The sequence below is a fragment of the Bordetella genomosp. 13 genome, assembly GCF_007679965.1.
Classification (GTDB): Bacteria; Pseudomonadota; Gammaproteobacteria; order Burkholderiales; family Burkholderiaceae_B; genus Bordetella.
The window spans coordinates 997535-1016557 of sequence record NZ_VEHL01000001.1 but is presented as its reverse complement, the minus strand read 5'-3'; the positions used below and the strand labels follow the sequence as shown (position 1 = coordinate 1016557).

Below are 19023 nucleotides of genomic sequence, written 5' to 3'. Positions count from 1 at the left end.
CAGGGTTTATCCTTATTACCGGGAAGTGCAGAATTCAGTCATCGGGAAACAAACACGAACCTTGACGGATTGACCCGCCAGATTCGGTCCCAGGACTGATGACCAAGGAGGTCTACCATGAAAGCCTTTACTCTGACTGCCGCTGCCCTAGCAATGTCCACCCTGATCGGCGCCAGCGCCTACGCCGCAGACAACGTCGAACCCAACGACACCCCCTTCCAAGGCGTGTACGGCCAGCAAGACGCCAACGGCGTCACGCGCGCCCAGGTCGAAGCCGACCTGGCCCACGCTCGCTCCAATGGCCTGGTGTCCAACGTCGAACCCAACGACCGCCCCTTCCAGGCCGTCGCGCAGACCGAATCGGCCGGCAAGACCCGCGCCCAGGTGCAGGCCGAACTGGCCGATGCCAAGGCCCGCGGCCTGGTGTCCAACGTCGAGCCCAACGACCTGCCCTTCCAGGGCGCGTACCACTCGGCGCCGTCGCAAGTCGCCGCTGGCGAATAAGCCAAGCTTGGCGAATGTGCAGGACAAGGCTGACAGCGTGGGCCGTTCGATGATGCCCACCAATGCCTGACCAAACGAAACGCCCTCCGCAAGGAGGGCGTTTCGTTTTTCGCCCTCATGCCACACGGCTCCGCGCCAGGATTGCCCTGGGTTTACAAGCGCCGGGCATTCCCTTAACGTCCCCGGATACGTGCACACCCCGTAGGCGGGCGCCGATGGCAGGCGCACCACGGATGCTCCCTTGTGTCGAGCTCGCTGGCGCCCTGCCCGCCGAAATCCCGGGAATGCCTCATGCCTAGAACACGCATCGTGCAGCTGAACCGGGCCGGCCTGAGCCGGCTGGCCAGCGCCACGACGCTGCGCGTGATGCGCGAAGGCATGGTCTGGACCTTGCCCTGCCTGCTGGTCTCGGCCCTGATGCTGCTGCTGTCCCAGGCAGCCCTGCGGTTGGGCCTGTCCGACGCGGCCGGGATGCTGAACGACGCCCACGAGCAGCTGGACGCCATCATGCCGTTCCTGGTCTGCGCGGCCATCGGCTACATGCTGGCCCTGCGCTACCGGCTGCCGCAACTGCCCTGCGCCTTCCTCTGCCTGGCCTACGTAGGCGTGGTGCACAGCCTGCTGCAGCCGCATCCGCAGGCCGCGGCCACGCTGACCATCTTCATCGCCATCGTGGCGCCGCTGGTCAACGTGCCGCTGATGGCCTGGCTGCATCGCTGGCGCTGGACGCGACTGGCGCCCGCCGACTTCGTCGACGACAACGTCCGCGACACCCTGAACATGGTCATTCCCGGCCTGCTGAGCACGGCCCTGGTCATGGCGGCGCTGTCGCTGCTGCTGCGGGTACCCGCGGTCACCGACTTCAGCATCCCGCTTGAACTGGCCGCCTCCGCCCATCCCTATCTGGGCGGGCCGCTGATCGCCGGCGTCAACGCGCTGCTGTGGTTCTTCGGCATCCACGGCTATCACGCCCTGCTGCCGCTGACCCAGGCCCTGGACGAGGCCGTGCGGCTGAACGCCGTCGGCGCGCTGCCGGGCGACGCGCTGGACTATGCCCTGAACAGCGCCCTGCTGGGCGCCTTCGTCTACATCGGCGGCGCGGGCGCCACGCTGTCGCTGGTCGCGGCGATCCTCGTGTGTTCGCGCAGCAACTCGCTGCGCGTGCTGGCGCTGGCGGCAATCCCCGCATCGCTGTTCAACGTCAACGAGATCCTGCTGTTCGGCCTGCCGCTGATCCTCAACCCCCGGCTGGTGGTGCCGTTCGTCCTGACGCCCATGGTCAACGCCGCCCTGGCGCTCGCGGCGGTGCAGGTAGGCTGGCTGGCCATCCCTTCCGTGGGTCTGCCGATGACCGCGCCGCTGGTCTTCAACGCCTATCTCTCCACCGGCGGCCAATGGGGCGCCGTGGCGCTGCAGCTGGCCCTGCTGGCGCTGGGCGCGCTCATCTATGCGCCCTTCGTGCTGGCTCACGAGCGCCGCCGCAAGGAGCCCGTGTCGATTCCCCTGGGCTCGCTGGACACCACCTTCACGCGCCTGGAAGAGAAATCGATGCTGTATGCGCGCGATCCCGTCATCGACGCACGACGCAAGGAAGAGGCGCAGCGGGAAGAAATCGCCCGCATCCGCCGCATCGACGAGCACGAGTTCTACCTGGAATTCCAGCCGCAAGTGTCCGTGGACACGGGCCTGTGCACCGGCTGCGAGGCGCTGCTGCGTGCCAAGGGGCCAGGCCGACGCGACGAGGACGGCTCGCCCATCGAACTGATGCAATGGCTGGCCGAGGCCGACCTGATCTGCGACCTGGACCTGTGGGTGGCCACGCAGGCCGTGCGGCAGCACCACGCCTGGCAGGCACAGGGCTTCTCGCTGCCCATCACCATCAACATCACCGGCGGCACGCTGGCGTCCGCGCGCCATTGCGAACGCTTCATGGCCATCCTGGAGCAGGCGCGCGGCCAGGTGTCGGTGGAGCTGACCGAAAACGCCCTGGTCGACGACACCGACGCCTTGCACAAGGCGTTCGCGCGGCTGCACGGCATGGGTGCGCGGATCTACCTGGACGACTTCGGCACGGGCTATTCGGCGCTGAGCTACCTGCACCAGTTCGACATCGACGCCATCAAGATCGACCGCAGCTTCATCGTCGCGCTCGATACGCCGCGCGGCGCGCAGGTGCTGGCGGGTTTGCTGCGCTTCTGCGAGACGCTGGACCTGCGCGTGGTGGTCGAGGGCGTGGAAACGGCGGAGCAGTTGCGCGCGCTGAAGTCCAGCGCGGAGATCATCGTGCAGGGGTGGTACTACAGCAAGGCGCTGCCGGCGCAGGAGATTGCGGCGTTCGCGCAGGGGCGCGTGCAGGAGAGCGCCATGGCCAGTGGCAAAGCGGGTCGCGACGCGGGCGGGGCGGCAACGGGTGGTGCCGTGGCGACGGCCCGCCGCGAGCGCACCTGACGGCGTTGCTGCGCGGTCGCAGGGGCCAGCGGTAGATGAGACCTTGCGCAACCGGATCGACGAGCCGCTGCTGGGCCAGCGGCCAGCGGCAGTGGGACGCCGTGCGCGGGGGCCCGACCCGCGCCGCGGCCAGCCTGGATGCGGTGATCGTGCACAGGCACTGACGGCCGCATTCGCTATTGCAAAGCCCCCTCCCCTCTCACGACACGACGACGGCCGGCGCGCGCCGGCCAGCCAGCAGGCTGGCGATGGCCGCGGCCTGCAGGATCGCCGCCAGGCCGAACAGCATTGCCGGCGCGGCGGCTTCGTCCAGCGCGCGCAGCGCGCCGAACACGGCCGGCGCGAACGCATATCCGCCCTGCGCGATGGCCACCATCAGCGGCACGGCCCGCTGTGCATCGGCGCGCACGAACTCGGCCTGCGCGATGGTGGGCGGCAAAGACGTCGCATTGCCGATGCCCAGGCCGAACAGGGCCATGCCCAGCCAGATGGCGATGGTCGCGCCGGCGCCGGCCGCGCCGATGCCGGCCGCTCCCACCCACAGCACCATCGAACCCAGCACCTGCAAGGCATAAGAGGCGCAGGCCGCCAGGCGACGGTCGGCGCCCGCCGGCACCAGCCAACCCGCAAGGCTGCGGCCCAGGATGGCGCAGGCGGTGGCCAAGCCCATCGCCATGCCGGCCACGCGCTCGCCCAGCGCAGGCGCCAGCAGGGAATACAGGTGCGCGATAAGACCGATCTGCGCGAACAGCCCCAGCGCCATGGCGCCCGCCAGCGTCAGGAAGCGGCGGTCGGCGCGCCAGGACAGCACGGGTGGTGGCGGCCGGGTGGTCGAGGTGGCCGCGGTGGCCGATGCCGCCGAGGAGTTCGAGGCGGAGACCGGGTTCGAGTTCGACTCCGGCAGGCCGTCGGGCGCCTGCCCCAGTCGCTCCGGCGTGCGCGAGAAGACGCTTTTGCACAGCACCGCCAGGCACGCCACCATCACCACGCCCACCAAGACCGAAGCGCCGCCGAATCCCAGCATGCCGATCAGCAGCACCCACAAGGGCGAGAAAATGACGCCGCCCACGCTGGCGCCGTTATAGGCCATCGCCAACGCCCACGGCCGCCGCGCCACGAACCACGGCGCGATCAGCGCGTTCACCGCGGCCGCGCCCAGCGCCACCCAGCCCGCGCCGCTCAGGGCGGACGCCACGAACAACTGCCACGGCGCCTGTGCCCAGGCCCAACCGCACGTGCCCAGCGCGGACAGCACCGCGCCCGCGAACGTGAGGCGCGCCGTGCCCCAGGCGCGGTACAGGCGCGGCAGGTTGGCCACCACCAGCGCCCCCACCACGAAATGCGCCGTCACGGCGGCCGACACCATGGCCACCGGCCACTGCGTGCGCTCGACCACCGCGTGCAGGAACACGGGCGGCCCATAGAACCCCACGCCCCAGCCGAACACGGCCAGCACGAAGGTGGCGGCCAGCACGCGGTGGCCGAAGAAACCGGATTGCACGGGCGCGTTCATGCGTCGACGTCCTTGGTGTTGAGGATTGCGGATGGCGGCAGTATGCTCGCTTGCATCACGCACACTTCGACAGGGAACGAACCATGGATGCAACTCCCTTCCCCACGGCTTCCGCGGCTGGCCCTGCTTCGGCATCTGCCTCTGCTTCCGCGTCGGCGCCTGCCTCGGCTTCGAGGTCCGCTCCGGCGTCTGTCTCCGCCGACGCCGGCCTGTCTGCCGTGGCCGCCGCCATCGGCGACCCGGCACGCGCGCGCATGCTGTGCAGCCTGCTGGACGGCTGCGCTCGCACCGCCACCGAGCTGGCGGCCCTGGCGGACATCGGCGCCTCCACCGCCAGCGCGCACTTCACGCGCCTGCGCGAACAGGGCCTGGTCGAGATCGCCGTGCAGGGCAAGCATCGCTATTACCGCCTGGCCACGCCACAGGTGGCGGCCGCGCTGGAGGCCTTGCTGGTGGTGGCAGGCGTGCCGCACAGTCCCTTCAAGCCATCCACGCCGCAGCATCTGCATCACGCACGCACGTGCTACGACCACATGGCCGGCACGCTGGCCGTGCGCATGCACGACGCGATGCTGGCGCAAGGCTGGCTACGCGCTGCGGGTGAGGACTACGAACTGACGCCCGCGGGCAGCGCGGCGTTGCAGAAGCTGGGTTTGCAACCCGATGCGTTGCGCCGGCAGCGCCGGCGCTTCGCCTATCCCTGCCTGGACTGGAGTTCGCGCCGGCCGCACCTGGCGGGCGGCCTGGCGGCGGCGCTGCTTGCGCATTGCAGCGATCGGGGCTGGGTGGCCCGCGACATGGATTCGCGGGCGCTGCGGTTCAGCGCGAAGGGAGAACGGCAGTTCGCCGCGGCGTTCGGGTTGGCCGCGGAGCCGGGCCAGGGCGATTGAGCGGTCCCGCCCCGGTCGCATGATGGGGCCTCGGCTCCCCCCCGGTCGCACGACGGGGCATCAGGCACGCGCCGATCAGTCCCGCAGCGACTTTTCCAGCAGGCTGCCGACCAGATCGTTGATGGCCACGTCGTCGGCCTGTGCCTTGGCACGCAGCGCGTCGACCAGCGGCTGAGGAAGCTTCACCGCGAACGGCACCAGGCCGGCCGCCTGGTCGAGCTTGCGCTGCTCGCGCCGGTCGGGCACGGCCGCGCCGGCGAAGCGGCTGGGCGGCAGCGAGGACTTGAGCTGGCCCATGATCTTCAGGCCCTTGTTCTTTTCGAGGTCGGTTTTTTTCAAAGCAGGCAATCCAATAAGCGCCGCAGAAGCGGCATGAGTCGGTGAGGGATTTTAGAGCCAGCCGGCGCGCCGGCCGGAATTACTTTGCGGGCCGAGGCAAGTCCGCATGCGCTCTCCCGGCATGACCAGAAATCGCCTATCCTTTGAAATACATCCGTCCCTGACTTCTCCCCTATGCGCATCCTCCTGGTCGAAGACGACGCCATGATCGGCGAAAGCGTGCTGGACTGCCTGCGTGCCGACGGCTACGCGGTGGACTGGGAGCGCGACGGCCGCGCGGCCGCCGCGGCCTTGCGTGCCACCGTCTACGACCTGGTGCTGCTGGACCTGGGCCTGCCGCAGCAGGACGGCCTGTCGGTGCTGCGCGACCTGCGCGCGCGGCGCGACCGCACGCCCGTGCTAGTGGCCACCGCCCGCGATGCCGTCAGCGACCGCATCGCCGGGCTGGACGCGGGCGCGGACGACTACGTGGTCAAGCCCTACGACCCCGATGAACTGCTGGCGCGCATGCGCGCCCTGCTGCGCCGCAGCCAGGGCCGCGCCGAGCCGGTGTTCGAGCATCGCGGCGTCACGGTGGATCCGCAGACGCGCGAGGCCTCCATCAACGGCGAACCCGTCGCGCTGACCGCGCGCGAATGGGCCGTGCTGCAACCCTTGATCGCGCGGCCCGGCGTCATCTACTCGCGCGCCCAGCTCGAGGAAAAGCTCTACAGCTGGCAGGACGAGATCGCCAGCAACGCCGTCGAGGTCTACGTGCACGGCCTGCGCAAGAAGCTGGGCCACGACTTCATCCAGACCGTGCGCGGCGTGGGCTACGTGATCCCCAAGCAATGAAGATTCCGCTGGGCCATTCGCTGCGCGCGCGGCTGCTGCTGTTCCTGCTGGCCTCGATCTTCGCGGCCGCTCTGGCGCAGGCGGTGGTGGCCTATCGCGGCACGCTGGCGCAGACCGACGCCATCTTCGACGCGCAGTTGCGCAACACCGCGCTGTCACTGAGCGCGGGCGGCGGACGGCTGGGCGCGCCGCCCATGCCGGTGCCCGGCGAGCCCGTGGCGCGCACGGAAGACCTGATCATCCAGATCTGGACGGCCGACGGCACGCAGCTCTACAAATCCGCGTCGGGCCGGCTGCTGCCGGATCCCGTGCTGCTGGGCTTCTCCGACGTCAAGGCGGGCGATGCCTCGTACCGGGCCTATGCGATGGCCACGCCGCTGCAGGTCACGCAGGTGGCGCAGGACGTGCGGGTGCGCAGCGCCACGGCGCGCGCGCTGGCGCTGCGCTCGGTCGGTCCCATCGTTGCCACCGCGCCGCTGCTGATGCTGGTGGTGTGGTGGGTGGTCAGCCTGTCCTTGCGGCCCGTGGCGCGCACGCGCGCGCAGCTGGCCTTACGACAGCCCGACGACCTGTCGCCGGTGTCGGACCTGGGCCTGCCCGACGAGATCCGCCCCCTGCTGCAAGAGCTGAACCTGCTGCTGGCCCGCGTGCGCCAGGCCTTCACCTTGCAGCAGCAGTTCGTCGGCGACGCCGCGCACGAGCTGCGCACGCCCCTGGCCGCGCTGGCGCTGCAGTTGCAGGGCCTGCGCCGCGCGGGCGACGACCCGGCCGCGCGCGAACTGGCCATCGCCAGGCTGTCCGACGGCGTGACGCGCGCCACCCGGCTGATCGAACAGCTGCTGTCGATGGCGCGCTACGACGCGGGCAGCCCGCCGCCCACGCTGGTGCCCACCGACCTGGTGCAGGCGGTGCGCGAAGCCGTGACGCAGGTGCTGCCCTTGGCCAATGCGCGGCGCATCGAGATCGTGCTGGACGGCCCCGACCGCGCGGTGGTGGCGGGCCAGTCCGATGCGCTGGTGCTGCTGGCGCGCAACCTGCTGGACAACGCCGTGAAGTACTCGCCGGAAGACGGGCACGTGCGCATCGGCATCGCCGCCGCACCGGGCGGCCTGGTCACGCTGGCCATCGAGGACGACGGCCCCGGCATCCGGCCCAGCGAGCGCGAGCGGGTCTTCGACCGCTTCTATCGCACCGACCCCGGCCTGGCCCAGGGCAGCGGGCTGGGCCTGTCGCTGGTTCGCACGCTGGCGCGGCGCCACGGCGCCGACGTCGAGCTGTCGGATGCGCCCGGCGGCGGCTTGCGCGCGGCGGTGGCGTTCCATCCGCCCGATCGGGCGCCGGGGGGCGCATGGCCGGAAGCCCCCGACGCGGGGTCCGGGCAGCCCGGCAACGGCAAGCCGTCATAGCCACGCGAGCCGGGCGGGCGGGACCGGCGCGACGATGTCCCGGCCTTAAGATTCGCCTAAGACGGGCCCGGCACCATGGCGTCATGTTCAAAAACATGCTCCAAGGAGCCGACATGACCTCGACGCAAATGAACCCCGGACGCCTGGTTGTCGCCATGCTTGCCGCAGGCGCGATCGGCGGGGCAGGCACCGCCGCCATCTTTGCCAGCACGCCCGCGCACGCCGCGCCCGACACGCAGGCCACGGCCCCGGTCAACACGGTGGCGCCGCCCAATTTCGCGCAGATCACCCGCCAGTATGGTCCCGCGGTGGTCAACATCAGCATCACGGGCAGCACCAAGGTCTCGGATGAAGACGATCCCATCGCCCAGTTCTTCGGCCAGTTCCCGGGCTTTCCCGGCGGCGGCCGCATGGGCCCGCGCGGCCAGCGCGAGGTGCCGATCCGCGGCGAAGGCTCGGGCTTCATCATCAGCGCCGACGGCACCATCCTGACCAACGCGCACGTGGTCAAGGACGCCAAGGAAGTGACGGTCAAGCTGACCGACCGCCGCGAGTTCCGCGCCAAGGTGCTGGGCTCGGATCCGCAGACCGACGTGGCCGTGCTGAAGATCGACGCCTCGAACCTGCCGGTGGTGAAGATCGGCGAGGTCAGCGGCCTGGAAGTGGGCGAATGGGTGCTGGCCATCGGCTCGCCGTTCGGGCTGGAGAACACGGCCACCGCCGGCATCGTCAGCGCCAAGGGGCGTTCGCTGCCGGACGACACCTCGGTGCCGTTCATCCAGACCGACGTGGCCGTCAATCCCGGCAATTCGGGCGGCCCGCTGTTCAATTCGCGCGGCGAAGTGGTGGGCATCAACTCACAGATCTATAGCCGCACGGGCGGCTACCAGGGCCTGTCCTTCGCGATCCCCATCGACGTGGCCTACAAGATCAAGGACCAGATCCTGAAGCATGGCAAGGCGCAGCACGCCATGCTGGGCGTGACCGCGCAGGAAGTGAACCAGGCATTGGCGGACTCGTTCAAGCTGAGCTCGCCGTCGGGCGCGCTGATCGCCAGCGTCCAGCCGGGCAGCGCCGCCGAGAAGGCCGGCCTGCGCGCGGGCGACGTGATCCGCAAGGTCGACGGCCACGAGATCGTGTCGTCCGGCGACCTGTCCTCGATGATCAGCCTGTCCTCACCCGGCCAGAAGGTGTCGCTGGAGATCTGGCGCGACGGCGCGCCCAAGGAGGTGAGCGCCACGCTGGGCAGCATGAGCAAGTCGCAGGCGGCGGAAGAAGACACGGGCGACAACCCGGCCGGCCAGGGCCGCCTGGGGCTGGCACTGCGCCCGCTGACGCCGCAGGAGCAGCAGGCGGTCGGCGCCCCCGGCGTGCTGGTCCAGCAGGCGGGCGGCCCCGCAGCACGCGCCGGCATCCAGCCGGGCGACGTGATCCTGTCGGTCAACGGCGTGCCGGCCAGCAGCGCCGAACAGGTCCGCACCGAGGTGGCGCGCGCCAAGGGCACCGTGGCCCTGCTGGTGCAGCGCGGCCACGACAAGATCTTCGTGCCGGTGCGTATCGGATAAAGGTTCGATTGGTCGATGGGCTGGTGTATGCCGGCCTTTTGGAGGGCGTGCGTCGCGAGGCGTACGCCCTTTTTTTATGTGGCTGCGGCGTCACGGGCCTGGCCGACCACAGGCTTCGGCCCGCGACGCCATCGCGCTGCGGCGCCAGCGTGACGTCTCCGGGTTGCCGGTGGTCCAGGGCAAGAAGCTCATCCGCATCGTCTTGTCATGCGCGTCCGGCCTCGCCTCCAACTGCACGCCGGGGCCGATTCCGTGCCCCCTACCCGGAAGTGGAAGCGACGCGCTTCAGGATTGCTCGCCGAATCGCTCGGCGAAGTCCGGCGATGCGATGGCGTCGAGCACGGCGCGCAACTGATGGGCATTGTCGGCGCCGAAGGTTTCCTCGAAGCGCCGATGCGCGCCGTCCCACAGCACGCGCGCCTGCTTCAGCCTGGCGCGGCCGGCGCGCGTGAGGCGCACGCGGCGGCTGCGGCGGTCGTTCTCGTCGGGGCGCACCTCGACCAGGCCATCTTTTTGCAGCGCGCGCAGCGTGTGGCCCAGCGCGGACAGGTCCATGACCAGCAGCTCGGCCATCCGGCCCACCAGCGGCTCGCCGCCCGCGCGCTCGATCTGCGACAGGATCGAATACTGCGTGGCGCGCAGGCCCACGGGCGCCAGCGCATCGTCGTACAGCTGGCCGATGCGCCGCGTGGCGCGGCGCAGCGCGGAATTGGTGCAGACGCTGACGCGCAGCGCGTCGGTGTCATCCATGATGCAGTCTCCTGGGTTGCCGGCCGGTGCGCGGGGCACGCGGCGTCCGCCGCCATTCTGCCAGCGGCGATGCCCCGGTGCCATCGGCGCGGCGTCGGTTCGCGAACGCGATTGACGGATCAAACGGCCCGGTCAGATAATACTGGCATATACCAACATTTGATTCAACGGCAGCATCGCCACGTTCCAGGCCACACTCTTGAACGCACCCACCGCCGCGGCGCCCACGGCCGCAAAACCCCACAATCCACGGCTGAACGCGATGCTGCAGGCGCCCATCCTGCCCACGCTGCTGCGCATGAGCTGGCCCAACATGCTGATGCTGCTGGCGCAGTCCGGCGCGGCGCTGGTCGAGACCTGGTTCATCTCGCGGCTGGGCACCGACGCGCTGGCCGGCGTGGCGCTGGTGACGCCGCTGCTGATGCTGATGCAGAACATGTCGCAGGGCGCGATGGGCGGCGGCATCTCGTCGGCGGTGGCGCGCGCGCTGGGCGCGGGGCGGCACGACACGGCCGACAGCCTGGCGCTGCACGCCCTGGTCATCAACCTGTTCCTGGGCCTGTTGTTCACGGCGCTGTTCCTGCTGCTGGGCCGGCAGATCTACGGCGCGCTGGGCGCGCATGGCGCGGCGCTGGACGCCGCGCTGACCTATTCCAACGTACTGTTCGGCGGCGTGGTGCTGATGTGGCTGATGAACGCGCTGGCCAGCACGGTGCGCGGCACGGGCAACATGATGGTGCCGGGCGCGGTCATCTGCGGCGGCGCGCTGCTGGTGGTGCCGTTGTCGCCGTGCCTGATCTTCGGGCTGGGACCCTTCCCCGCCCTGGGCATCGCGGGCGGCGCGTGGTCGCTGCTGTGCTATTACGGCGTGGGCACGGCGATCCTGGCCTGGTACTGCATCAGCGGCCGCAACGCCGCGCGCCTGCGCCGGGGTTCGCTGCAGGGCGCGCTGCTGCGCGACATCCTGCGCGTGGGCGGCCTGGCCACGCTGAATCCGCTGATCACCAACGGCCTGATCGCGGCCGTGACCGCGCTGGTGGGCGCCTATGCGGGCACCGCCGCGCTGGCCGGCTACGGCACGGCGGCGCGCCTGGAATACCTGCTGATCCCCATCGCCTTCGGCCTGGGCGCGCCGATGGTGGCCATGGTGGCCGCCAACATCGGCGCCGGCCAGCCGCAGCGCGCGATGCGCGCGGCGCTGACAGGCGGCGCGATCGCCTTCGCGCTGGGCGAATGCGTGGGCATCGCCGCGGCCCTGTGGCCGCACGCCTGGCTGCGCCTGTTCGGCGACGACCCGGGCATGCTGGCCGCGGGCAGCACCTACCTGCACATCGTGGGCCCGTTCTACGGTTTCTTCGCGATGGGCTTCTCGATGTACTTCGCGTCGCAGGGCGCGGGCCGCCTGATGTGGCCGCTGCTGGCCGGCCTGATCCGGCTGACGGTCGCCGTGGCCGGCGGCTGGCTGGTCCTGCAGGTGACGGGATCGCTGCGGGGGTTGTTCGTGATGACGGCGGTGGGGATGGTGTTGTACGGGGTGGTGGTTTTGCGGGCGGTCGCGGCGCCGGGGTGGGCGTCCAGGAATCGTTGATGTGGATTGTGGCCGGTGATAGCTTGAGTTCTTGAGGCCGCCCGGGTCTGCCAGTGGGCCGTGCCGGCCAAGTCGTCGGGCTCGGGCGCGCCATCAGGCGCCCTCGGCCGCTACGCGGCTTCCCCTCCTCCAATTGGCCGGCACGGCCCACTGGCAGACCCGGGCTGCATGATCGTCATGCATCGTCCGTAAAGGACAGCGTGTGATCGGCGGATTGCTTCGTGGGGGTACGCCAGCGCTTTGGGGGGAGAGAGGGGGATGGCGTAATGCGGCGGCCAATTCAATTGCGATGGGCGCCAAGCCTTGAATGCAAGGTGTGGGCCCATGCACAGGAACTCCATCGCCACTGGCACTTGTCGCAAGCGAATCCTGACGATCGCCGGCATCGCCGCACCGCGGATGCCCTCACCGGACAGTAGCCCCACGACAACCCACTGCGGCGCCACAAAAGCAGCGTGTTTCCACTCTCACCAGCGCCCGTGATTGCGGCCTGCGCATTGAGACGGCGGGAGTCCTCGTGGAGGGTCGGCCTTGCCCGTGACGGCCAATTGGAGGAGGGGCAGTCCCCGTAGGGGACCGAGGGCGCCTGATGGCGCGCCCGAGCCCGACGACTTGGCCGGCGCGGGCAAGGCCGACCCTCCACGAGGACGGCCTACGAAGCAACCACACCCACCATCAAACCCAAAACCAAAGCAATCACCGCCCCACCGCGTAGGCTTGCATCAGGCGGGGGGTGGCGGCCGCGTGCAGCAGGCCGTCTTCGTCGCGGCTGGCGGCGGTCAGGCGGCCGACCGACCATTCGGGGACCTCTTCCACCTGGTGGCCGCGGGCGCGCAGGTCGGCCAGCACCTCGGGGCCGAACGAGGCTTCGGCGGCCAGGTGGCCCGGCTTGCGGTCGCGCGGGTAGAACGAGCTGGGGAAGTGCATCGTGTGCGACATCGGCTGGTCGATGGCTTCCTGCAGGTTCAGGCCGTGGTGCACATGGCGCAGGAACAGCAGCAGTTGCCATTGCTCCTGCTGGTCGCCGCCCGGCGTGCCGAACACCATGTAAGGCTTGCCGTCGCGCAGCGCCAGCGACGGCGTCAGCGTGGTGCGCGGGCGCTTGGCCGGGGCCAGCGTGCCGGGCAGGCCGGGTTCCAGCCAGAACATCTGCGCGCGCGTGTTCAACGCGAAACCCAGTTCGGGCACGATGGGCGAGGACTGGAACCAGCCGCCGGACGGCGTGGCCGACACCATGTTGCCCCAGCGGTCGATCGCGTCCACGTGCGTCGTGTCGCCACGCTTGACCGAGGCGCGCATGTCCGCCATCGTGGGCTCGCCCGCGCCGGCGCTGCCGTCCGCCACCTTCGACAGGCGGCCCAGCACCTCCATCACGCGCGCCACCTGGGCCTCGAAGCCCGGCACCGTGCCGGGCCGCAGATCGTGCGAGGCCCGCTCGCCGATCAGCGCGCGGCGCGCCGCGTTGTAGTCGTCGGACAGCAGGTGGGCCAGCGGCACGTCCACGAAATCGGGATCGCCGTAGTAGGCCTCGCGGTCGGCGAACGCCAGTTTCATGGCCTCGGTGACGCGGTGGATGAATTCGGCGCTGGACGAGCCCGTGCCCTGCAAATCCATGCCCTTCAACAGGGCCAGCGTCTGCAGGAAGACCGGGCCCTGGCTCCACCCGCCCGCCTTGGCCACGGTGTAGCCGTGATAGTCGTAGGCCAGCGGCGCTTCGTAGTGGGCCGACCAGCCGGCCATGTCATCGGCGGTCAGCACGCCGCGATGCGGCCGGCCGCTTTCGTCCATGAATTCGTTGCGTGCGTGCCGGTCGATGGCCTCGGCCACGAAACCGCGATAGAACGCGTCGCGCGCGGCCTCGATCTGGCGTTCGCGGTCGGCGCCCGCCGCCTCGGCCTCCTGCAGCACGCGTTGCCACGTGCGCGCCAGCGCCGGGTTGCGGAACAGCTTGCGCGCCTGCGGCAAGGCGCCGCCAGGCACGTAGACCGCGGCGCTGCTGGGCCAGTGCTGTTCGAAGAAGTCCTTCAGGCCGGCGATGGTGTTGGCGATGCGCGGCATCAGCGCATGGCCTTGCTCGGCATAGTAGATGGCAGGCTCGAGCACGTCGCGCACGCGCATCGTGCCGTGGTCGCGCAGCATCAGCATCCACGCGTCGAAGGAACCCGGAATCACCGCGGGCAGCAGGCCGTTGCCCGGGATCAGGTCCAGGCCCAGCGCGCGATAGCCGTCCAGCGTGGCGCCGGCCGGCGTGCTGCCCTGGCCGCACAGCACCTCGGTGCGGCCGGTGCGCGCGCTGTGGAACACGATCGGCACCTCGCCCGCCGGTCCCACCAGGTGCGGCTCGACCACCTGCAGCACGAAGCCGGCCGCCACGGCGGCGTCGAAGGCATTGCCGCCGCGCTCCAGCAGCGCCATGCCCGCCGAGCTGGCCAGCCAGTGCGTGGAGGTGACGACGCCGAACGTGCCCAGGATCTCCGGGCGCGTGGTGAACATGCGGTGTCCGGATTCCATGGTCACTTCCCGGCGATGGTGACGCCCTTCAGGCGAATCAGGCCGTCGGGATAGGCCACGAAGCCCTTCACGGTCTTCTGCACGCCGAACACCCACGGCAGGTAGTACAGGTAGATGGCGGGACGCTCTTCCTGCATCTTCTTCAGCACCTGCGAATACAGCGCTTTACGCTTGCCCTCGTCGGCCACGGCCTGCGCCTCGGCCAGCCACTTGTCGACCTCGGGATCGCAGTAGCGGCCGTCGTTCAGGTTGCCCTTGCAACTGACGTACTGGAAGATGTTGCCGCCCGGATCCACGCGCCCCGACCAACCGGTCTGGCCCACTTCGAAATCGCCGCGAGGCAGCGCCGATTGCAGCGCGGCGAACTCCATCGGACGCAGCGTGATGTCGAAGCCGGCCTCGGCCCCCATGGCCTGCACCAGCTCGTAGACCTGCTGCATGGTGGTGTTGTTGCCGTAGGTGATCTCGAACTTCACGCGGTCGACGCCGGCTTCCTTCAGCAGCTTGCGCGCCTTTTCAGGATCGCGGCCGGCGTGCTCGACGCTCTTGTCGAACGCGAAGCTGGCCGGCGGGAACGGCTGGTGCGCGGGCTGGAACATGCCCTCGCCCACCACCTGGTTGATGACGTCGCGGTCGATGGCCAGCTCCAGCGCCTGGCGCACGCGCTTGTCCTTTGCCAGCGGGTTCTCGGCGCGTTTGCCGTTGCCCAGGTTGACGGCGAAAGACTGGAAGCCCAGGCCGGTGACGGCATCGAGCACCAGCTTGGGATCGTCCTTCACCGTCTTGGCGTCGCTGGGCGCGATGCGCTCGACGATGTCCAGGCCGCCCGCGCGCAGGTTGTTCAGGCGCACCGTGGAATCGGGCATGGGCGTGAACACCACGCGGTCGAAGTGATAGCTGGCGGCGTCCCAGTACTTGGGGAATTTCTCGAGCACGATGCGGTCGTTCTGCACGCGCTCCTTGAACTGATAGGGGCCCGAGCACACCGGCTTGGCGCCGGGATCCTTGTCGAAGCTGGCGGGCGACTGCATCATGCCGGCGCGGTCGGACAGCTGCGACAGCAGGCCGGCGTCGGGCTGCTTCAGATGCAGCACCACGGTCTGCGCGTCGGGGGCCTCGACGCTGGCCACGCTGACCAGTTCGCTCTTGCGGTTGCTGTCGGGCAGCGCGATGGCGCGTTCCAGGTTGGCCTTGACCGAGGCCGCGTCCACCGGCGTGTTGTCGTGGTAGAAGGCGCCCTTGCGCAGCTTGAAGGTCAGCGACTTGCCGTCCTCGCTCGTCTGCCACGATTCGGCCAGCTGCGGCACGAACTTCAGGTCGGGCGTGATGTCGACCAGGCGGTCGCACAGCGACGCGAACACGATGCGGCCCACGAAGGTGCGCGCACGCGCCGGATCCAGCACGTCCGGGTCGTCCTGCAGGCCGATGCGTAGCGTGGATTGGGCGGCGGCGACGCCGCTGGCGAACAGGCCGGCCGCAGCCAGCGCGAGGCAGATCTTGCGCATGTAGGTTCCCCCGGGATAACGGATCGAAGCGCCGCGCGGCACCCAGGCCGGGCGGCGAAAAGGCGATATAGGAACATACTGCGGGAAGCGGCGCAAAACCACCCCGGCAAGGGCCGGCGGGCCGCGTCTCGATGATGCGCTGCGGCAAGGGCGGCGGCCCGACGACGGCCGGCCGCCGCCGCGCCCTTCCCGCGACTGCCGGGTGACCTCAGTCCCAGCCCGTGAACGGGTTGTGCCAGGACGTCCACGCCTGCGGCCCGCACGCCATCTCGGCATCGCTCAGCAGGCAGGCGTCCAGCCGGCCGCGCAGCGCGGCCTCGTCCATGTCGATGCCGATCAGCACCAGTTCCTGCCGCGCATCGCCGACCTCGTCCGTCCAGCTGCCGCGGATCGCGGCCAGGTAATCGGGGTCGTCCGGCCATTGGTCGGGCGGCACCGCCGCCCACCAGTAGCCCGCCGCGCCATGGCGCGCCACGGCGCCGGCCTGCGACCACGAACCTGCCATCTCGGGATGGCTGGCCAGCCAGAAATGGCCCTTGGAACGCACCACGCCGGGCCACTCCTGCTGCACCAGCGAGTGGAAGCGTCCGGGATGGAACGGCCGGCGCGCACGGTAGACGAAGCTGCGTATGCCATACGCCTCGGTTTCGGGCGTGTGTTCGCCGCGCAGCTCGCGCAGCCAGCCCGGCGCCTTCGAGGCCTCGGCGAAGTCGAACAGGCCGGTGTCCAGCACCCGGTCCAGCGGGACACGGCCGAACCGCGCGGGCTCGATGCGCGCACGCGGATTCAGCGTGTGCAGGATGGCCATCAGCCGTTCGCATTGAACGTCGTCGACCAGGTCCATCTTGTTCAGCACGATGACGTCGCAGAACTCGACCTGCTCGACCAGCAGGTCGACCACCGTGCGCTCGTCCTCGTCGCCCAGCGATTCGCCGCGCGCCCGCAGGCTGTCCTGCGAGCCGTAGTCGCGCAGGAAATTGCAGGCGTCCACCACGGTGACCATGGTGTCCAGCCGCGCGACGTCGCCCAGGCTGCGGCCGTCGTCGCCCTCGAAGGTGAAGGTCTCGGCCACGGGCAGCGGTTCCGAGATGCCGGTGGACTCGATGACCAGGTGATCGAAGCGGCCCTCGCGCGCCAGGCGCCCGACCTCCAGCAGCAGGTCCTCGCGCAAGGTACAGCAGATGCAGCCGTTGCTCATCTCGACGAGCTTTTCGTCGGTGCGCGACAGCGCCGCGCCGCCGCCGCGCACCAGCGCGGCGTCGATGTTGACCTCGGACATGTCGTTGACGATGACCGCCACGCGGCGGCCCTCGCGGTTGTTCAGGATATGGTTCAGCAGCGTGGTCTTGCCCGCGCCGAGAAAACCCGACAGGACGGTGACGGGCAGGCGGGACTGGGGATCGATGGCCATGATCAGTACCGTTATGTTATAACATAACTATTTAGCGCATAAATCGCGCGGCTTGGCAAGTTCCGCCGGCACGCGCCGCATGGCCATCCAGTGCACTCCGCATCCGTTTCCGTTCTTCCATTGGCGCCCTCTCCCGCCGACCCGTGCATCGTCTTCGACGCGCTGGCGCTGGCCTATCGCGACCATGTTGCCCTGCACGGCCTGTCCGGCGCCGTGCGCCGCGGCTCGCTGACGGCGGTCGTGGGCCCGAACGGCTCGGGCAAGACCACCTTGATGAAGAGCATCGCCGGGCTGCTGGGACCCGCGTCCGGCCGCTGCGCCGTGGCGCCAGGCGTACAGGTGGCCTACCAGCCCCAGCTGTCGGGCCTGGACCGCGCCTTTCCGGCCCGGGTGGCGGACGTGGTCTCGCTGGGCTTGTGGCCGCGGCGCGGGCTGCTGGGGCGGCACTGCAAGGAGGACCGGCAGGCCATGGCGGCCGCCCTGGACGCAGTCGGCCTCGCCGGCCTGTCGGAGCGTCCGATCGACACGCTGTCCGGCGGACAGCTGCAGCGTGCGCTGTTCGCGCGCACGCTGCTGCAGGACGCCGACCTGATCCTGCTGGACGAGCCCTTCAGCGCGGTCGATGAACGTACCGTGCAGGACCTGGTGGCCATCATCCATCGCTGGCACGCGGAAGGCCGCACCGTGCTGGTGGTGGCGCACGACGTGGACCTGGTGAGGCAGCACTTTCCCGACACGCTGCTGCTGGCGGGTTGCGTGGTCGATTGGGGCCCTACTGCCAGCACGCTCACACCCGAGAACATCCGGCGGGCCCGGCAGGCCGGCGCGCCTGGCCGGCCACCGGCGGACGCCGCGCGGCGCGAGGCGGCACGATGATGGACACGCTCCATGGCCTGGCCATCGCGCCCTTCGCCGACTACGTCTTCATGCAACGCGCGTTGTGGGGCGCGCTGATGCTGGCCGTCAGCGCCTGCCCCATCGGCGTCTTCCTGATGCTGCGTCGCATGAGCCTGACCGGCGATGCGATGTCGCATGCCGTGCTGCCCGGCGCGGCGATCGGGTTCCTGCTGTACGGGCTGGAGATCATTCCCATGACGCTGGGCGGCCTCGCGGCCGGCCTGCTGGTGGCCGCGGGCGCCGGCGCGGTGTCGCGGCTGACGGCGCAGAAGGAAGACGCCTCGATGGCCGCTTTCTATCTGATCTCGCTGGCCCTGGGCGTGCTGCTGGTGTCGCTGCGCGGCTCCAGCGTGGACCTGATGCACGTGCTGTTCGGCGCCGTGCTGGCGCTGGACGGCGACGCGCTCTGGCTGATCCGCATCGTGGCCGCGGTCACCGTGCTGGGGCTGGCCGTGCTGTGGCGCGGCCTGGTGGCCGAATGCCTGGACCCGCTGTTCCTGCGCAGCGTGTCGCGGCTGGGGCCGGTCATCCACTTCGCTTTCCAGGGCCTGGTGGTGTTGAACCTGGTGGGCGGCTTCCAGGCGCTGGGCACGCTGCTGTCGGTGGGCCTGATGATGGTGCCCGCCGCCGCCGCCCGTTTCTGGACCACGCGCGTAGGCCCGATGTGCGCGCTGGCCGTGGTCATCGGCGCGCTGTCCTGCGTGAGCGGACTGCTGCTGTCGTATCACGCGTCCCTGCCTTCCGGTCCGGCCATCGTGCTGTCGGCCGGCGTCATTTACCTGTTGTCGGTCGTCGCCGGCACGCGCGGCGCGCTCATCGGGCGCGTGGGCCGTGCGCCGCGCGCGGCCGGCTGATTCCGGAG

The 19023-nt window shown here is 70.1% G+C and carries 15 protein-coding genes; 9 read left to right on the top strand and 6 right to left on the bottom strand.

Going from position 1 to position 19023, the window contains the following annotated elements:
* The first annotated feature begins 117 nt into the window (after positions 1–117).
* Positions 118–504, top strand: a complete 387-nt coding sequence (locus FS845_RS04655) for a DUF4148 domain-containing protein (protein WP_144630929.1) — start codon at positions 118–120, stop codon at positions 502–504.
* A 291-nt stretch (positions 505–795) separates the two neighbouring features.
* Positions 796–2952: an EAL domain-containing protein gene (locus tag FS845_RS04650; RefSeq protein WP_144630928.1), complete on the top strand. Its 2157-nt coding sequence runs from the start codon at positions 796–798 to the stop codon at positions 2950–2952.
* A 199-nt stretch (positions 2953–3151) separates the two neighbouring features.
* Here FS845_RS04650 and FS845_RS04645 read toward each other — a convergent pair whose 3' ends face one another.
* The gene (locus FS845_RS04645) at positions 3152–4465 is read right to left on the bottom strand and encodes an MFS transporter (RefSeq protein WP_144630927.1); all 1314 of its coding nucleotides are present in this window, start codon (positions 4463–4465) and stop codon (positions 3152–3154) included.
* 218 nt (positions 4466–4683) lie between these two features.
* On the opposite strand from FS845_RS04645, the gene FS845_RS04640 reads away from it, so the two are divergent.
* Positions 4684–5355 (top strand): ArsR/SmtB family transcription factor, encoded by a 672-nt coding sequence (locus tag FS845_RS04640; RefSeq protein WP_409929252.1) that lies wholly within the window; start codon positions 4684–4686, stop codon positions 5353–5355.
* Between the two features lie 75 nt (positions 5356–5430).
* Here the strand turns inward: FS845_RS04640 and FS845_RS04635 are convergent, their stop codons facing one another.
* Positions 5431–5694 (bottom strand): hypothetical protein, encoded by a 264-nt coding sequence (locus tag FS845_RS04635; RefSeq protein WP_144630925.1) that lies wholly within the window; start codon positions 5692–5694, stop codon positions 5431–5433.
* A 174-nt stretch (positions 5695–5868) separates the two neighbouring features.
* Here FS845_RS04635 and FS845_RS04630 point away from each other — a divergent pair, with 174 nt between their 5' ends.
* From FS845_RS04630 to FS845_RS04620, 3 genes are all read left to right on the top strand, one after another.
* Positions 5869–6528: a response regulator transcription factor gene (locus tag FS845_RS04630; RefSeq protein WP_144630924.1), complete on the top strand. Its 660-nt coding sequence runs from the start codon at positions 5869–5871 to the stop codon at positions 6526–6528.
* Entirely contained in the window at positions 6525–7934 is a 1410-nt protein-coding gene (locus FS845_RS04625; RefSeq protein ID WP_144630923.1) for an ATP-binding protein, read from the top strand. Before FS845_RS04630 ends, FS845_RS04625 begins: the two co-directional genes overlap by 4 nt.
* Positions 7935–8047: 113 nt before the next feature.
* Entirely contained in the window at positions 8048–9499 is a 1452-nt protein-coding gene (locus FS845_RS04620) for a DegQ family serine endoprotease (RefSeq protein WP_144630922.1), read from the top strand.
* Between the two features lie 285 nt (positions 9500–9784).
* Here FS845_RS04620 and FS845_RS04615 read toward each other — a convergent pair whose 3' ends face one another.
* Positions 9785–10249, bottom strand: coding sequence for a MarR family winged helix-turn-helix transcriptional regulator (locus tag FS845_RS04615; protein WP_144630921.1), 465 nt, complete (start codon positions 10247–10249; stop codon positions 9785–9787).
* Between the two features lie 262 nt (positions 10250–10511).
* Here FS845_RS04615 and FS845_RS04610 point away from each other — a divergent pair, with 262 nt between their 5' ends.
* Positions 10512–11837 (top strand): MATE family efflux transporter, encoded by a 1326-nt coding sequence (locus tag FS845_RS04610; RefSeq protein ID WP_144631305.1) that lies wholly within the window; start codon positions 10512–10514, stop codon positions 11835–11837.
* 696 nt (positions 11838–12533) lie between these two features.
* On the opposite strand, the gene FS845_RS04605 is transcribed toward FS845_RS04610, so the two are convergent.
* The 3 genes from FS845_RS04605 to zigA form a co-directional block, all read right to left on the bottom strand.
* Complete coding sequence (locus tag FS845_RS04605; RefSeq protein WP_144631303.1) at positions 12534–14330, bottom strand: gamma-glutamyltransferase family protein; 1797 nt, start codon at positions 14328–14330, stop codon at positions 12534–12536.
* A gap of 20 nt (positions 14331–14350) precedes the next feature.
* Positions 14351–15853, bottom strand: a complete 1503-nt coding sequence (locus FS845_RS04600) for an ABC transporter substrate-binding protein (protein WP_144630920.1) — start codon at positions 15851–15853, stop codon at positions 14351–14353.
* 208 nt (positions 15854–16061) lie between these two features.
* The gene (gene zigA, locus FS845_RS04595) at positions 16062–17264 is read right to left on the bottom strand and encodes a zinc metallochaperone GTPase ZigA (protein ID WP_144630919.1); all 1203 of its coding nucleotides are present in this window, start codon (positions 17262–17264) and stop codon (positions 16062–16064) included.
* A 120-nt stretch (positions 17265–17384) separates the two neighbouring features.
* Here zigA and aztA point away from each other — a divergent pair, with 120 nt between their 5' ends.
* Together aztA and aztB are read left to right on the top strand one after the other, a co-directional pair.
* A complete protein-coding gene (aztA, locus tag FS845_RS04590) occupies positions 17385–18140 on the top strand; it encodes a zinc ABC transporter ATP-binding protein AztA (RefSeq protein ID WP_260986150.1) in 756 nt (251 codons plus the stop codon).
* Positions 18137–19015: a zinc ABC transporter permease AztB gene (gene aztB / locus FS845_RS04585; protein WP_260986149.1), complete on the top strand. Its 879-nt coding sequence runs from the start codon at positions 18137–18139 to the stop codon at positions 19013–19015. Before aztA ends, aztB begins: the two co-directional genes overlap by 4 nt.
* Positions 19016–19023: the final 8 nt, after the last annotated feature.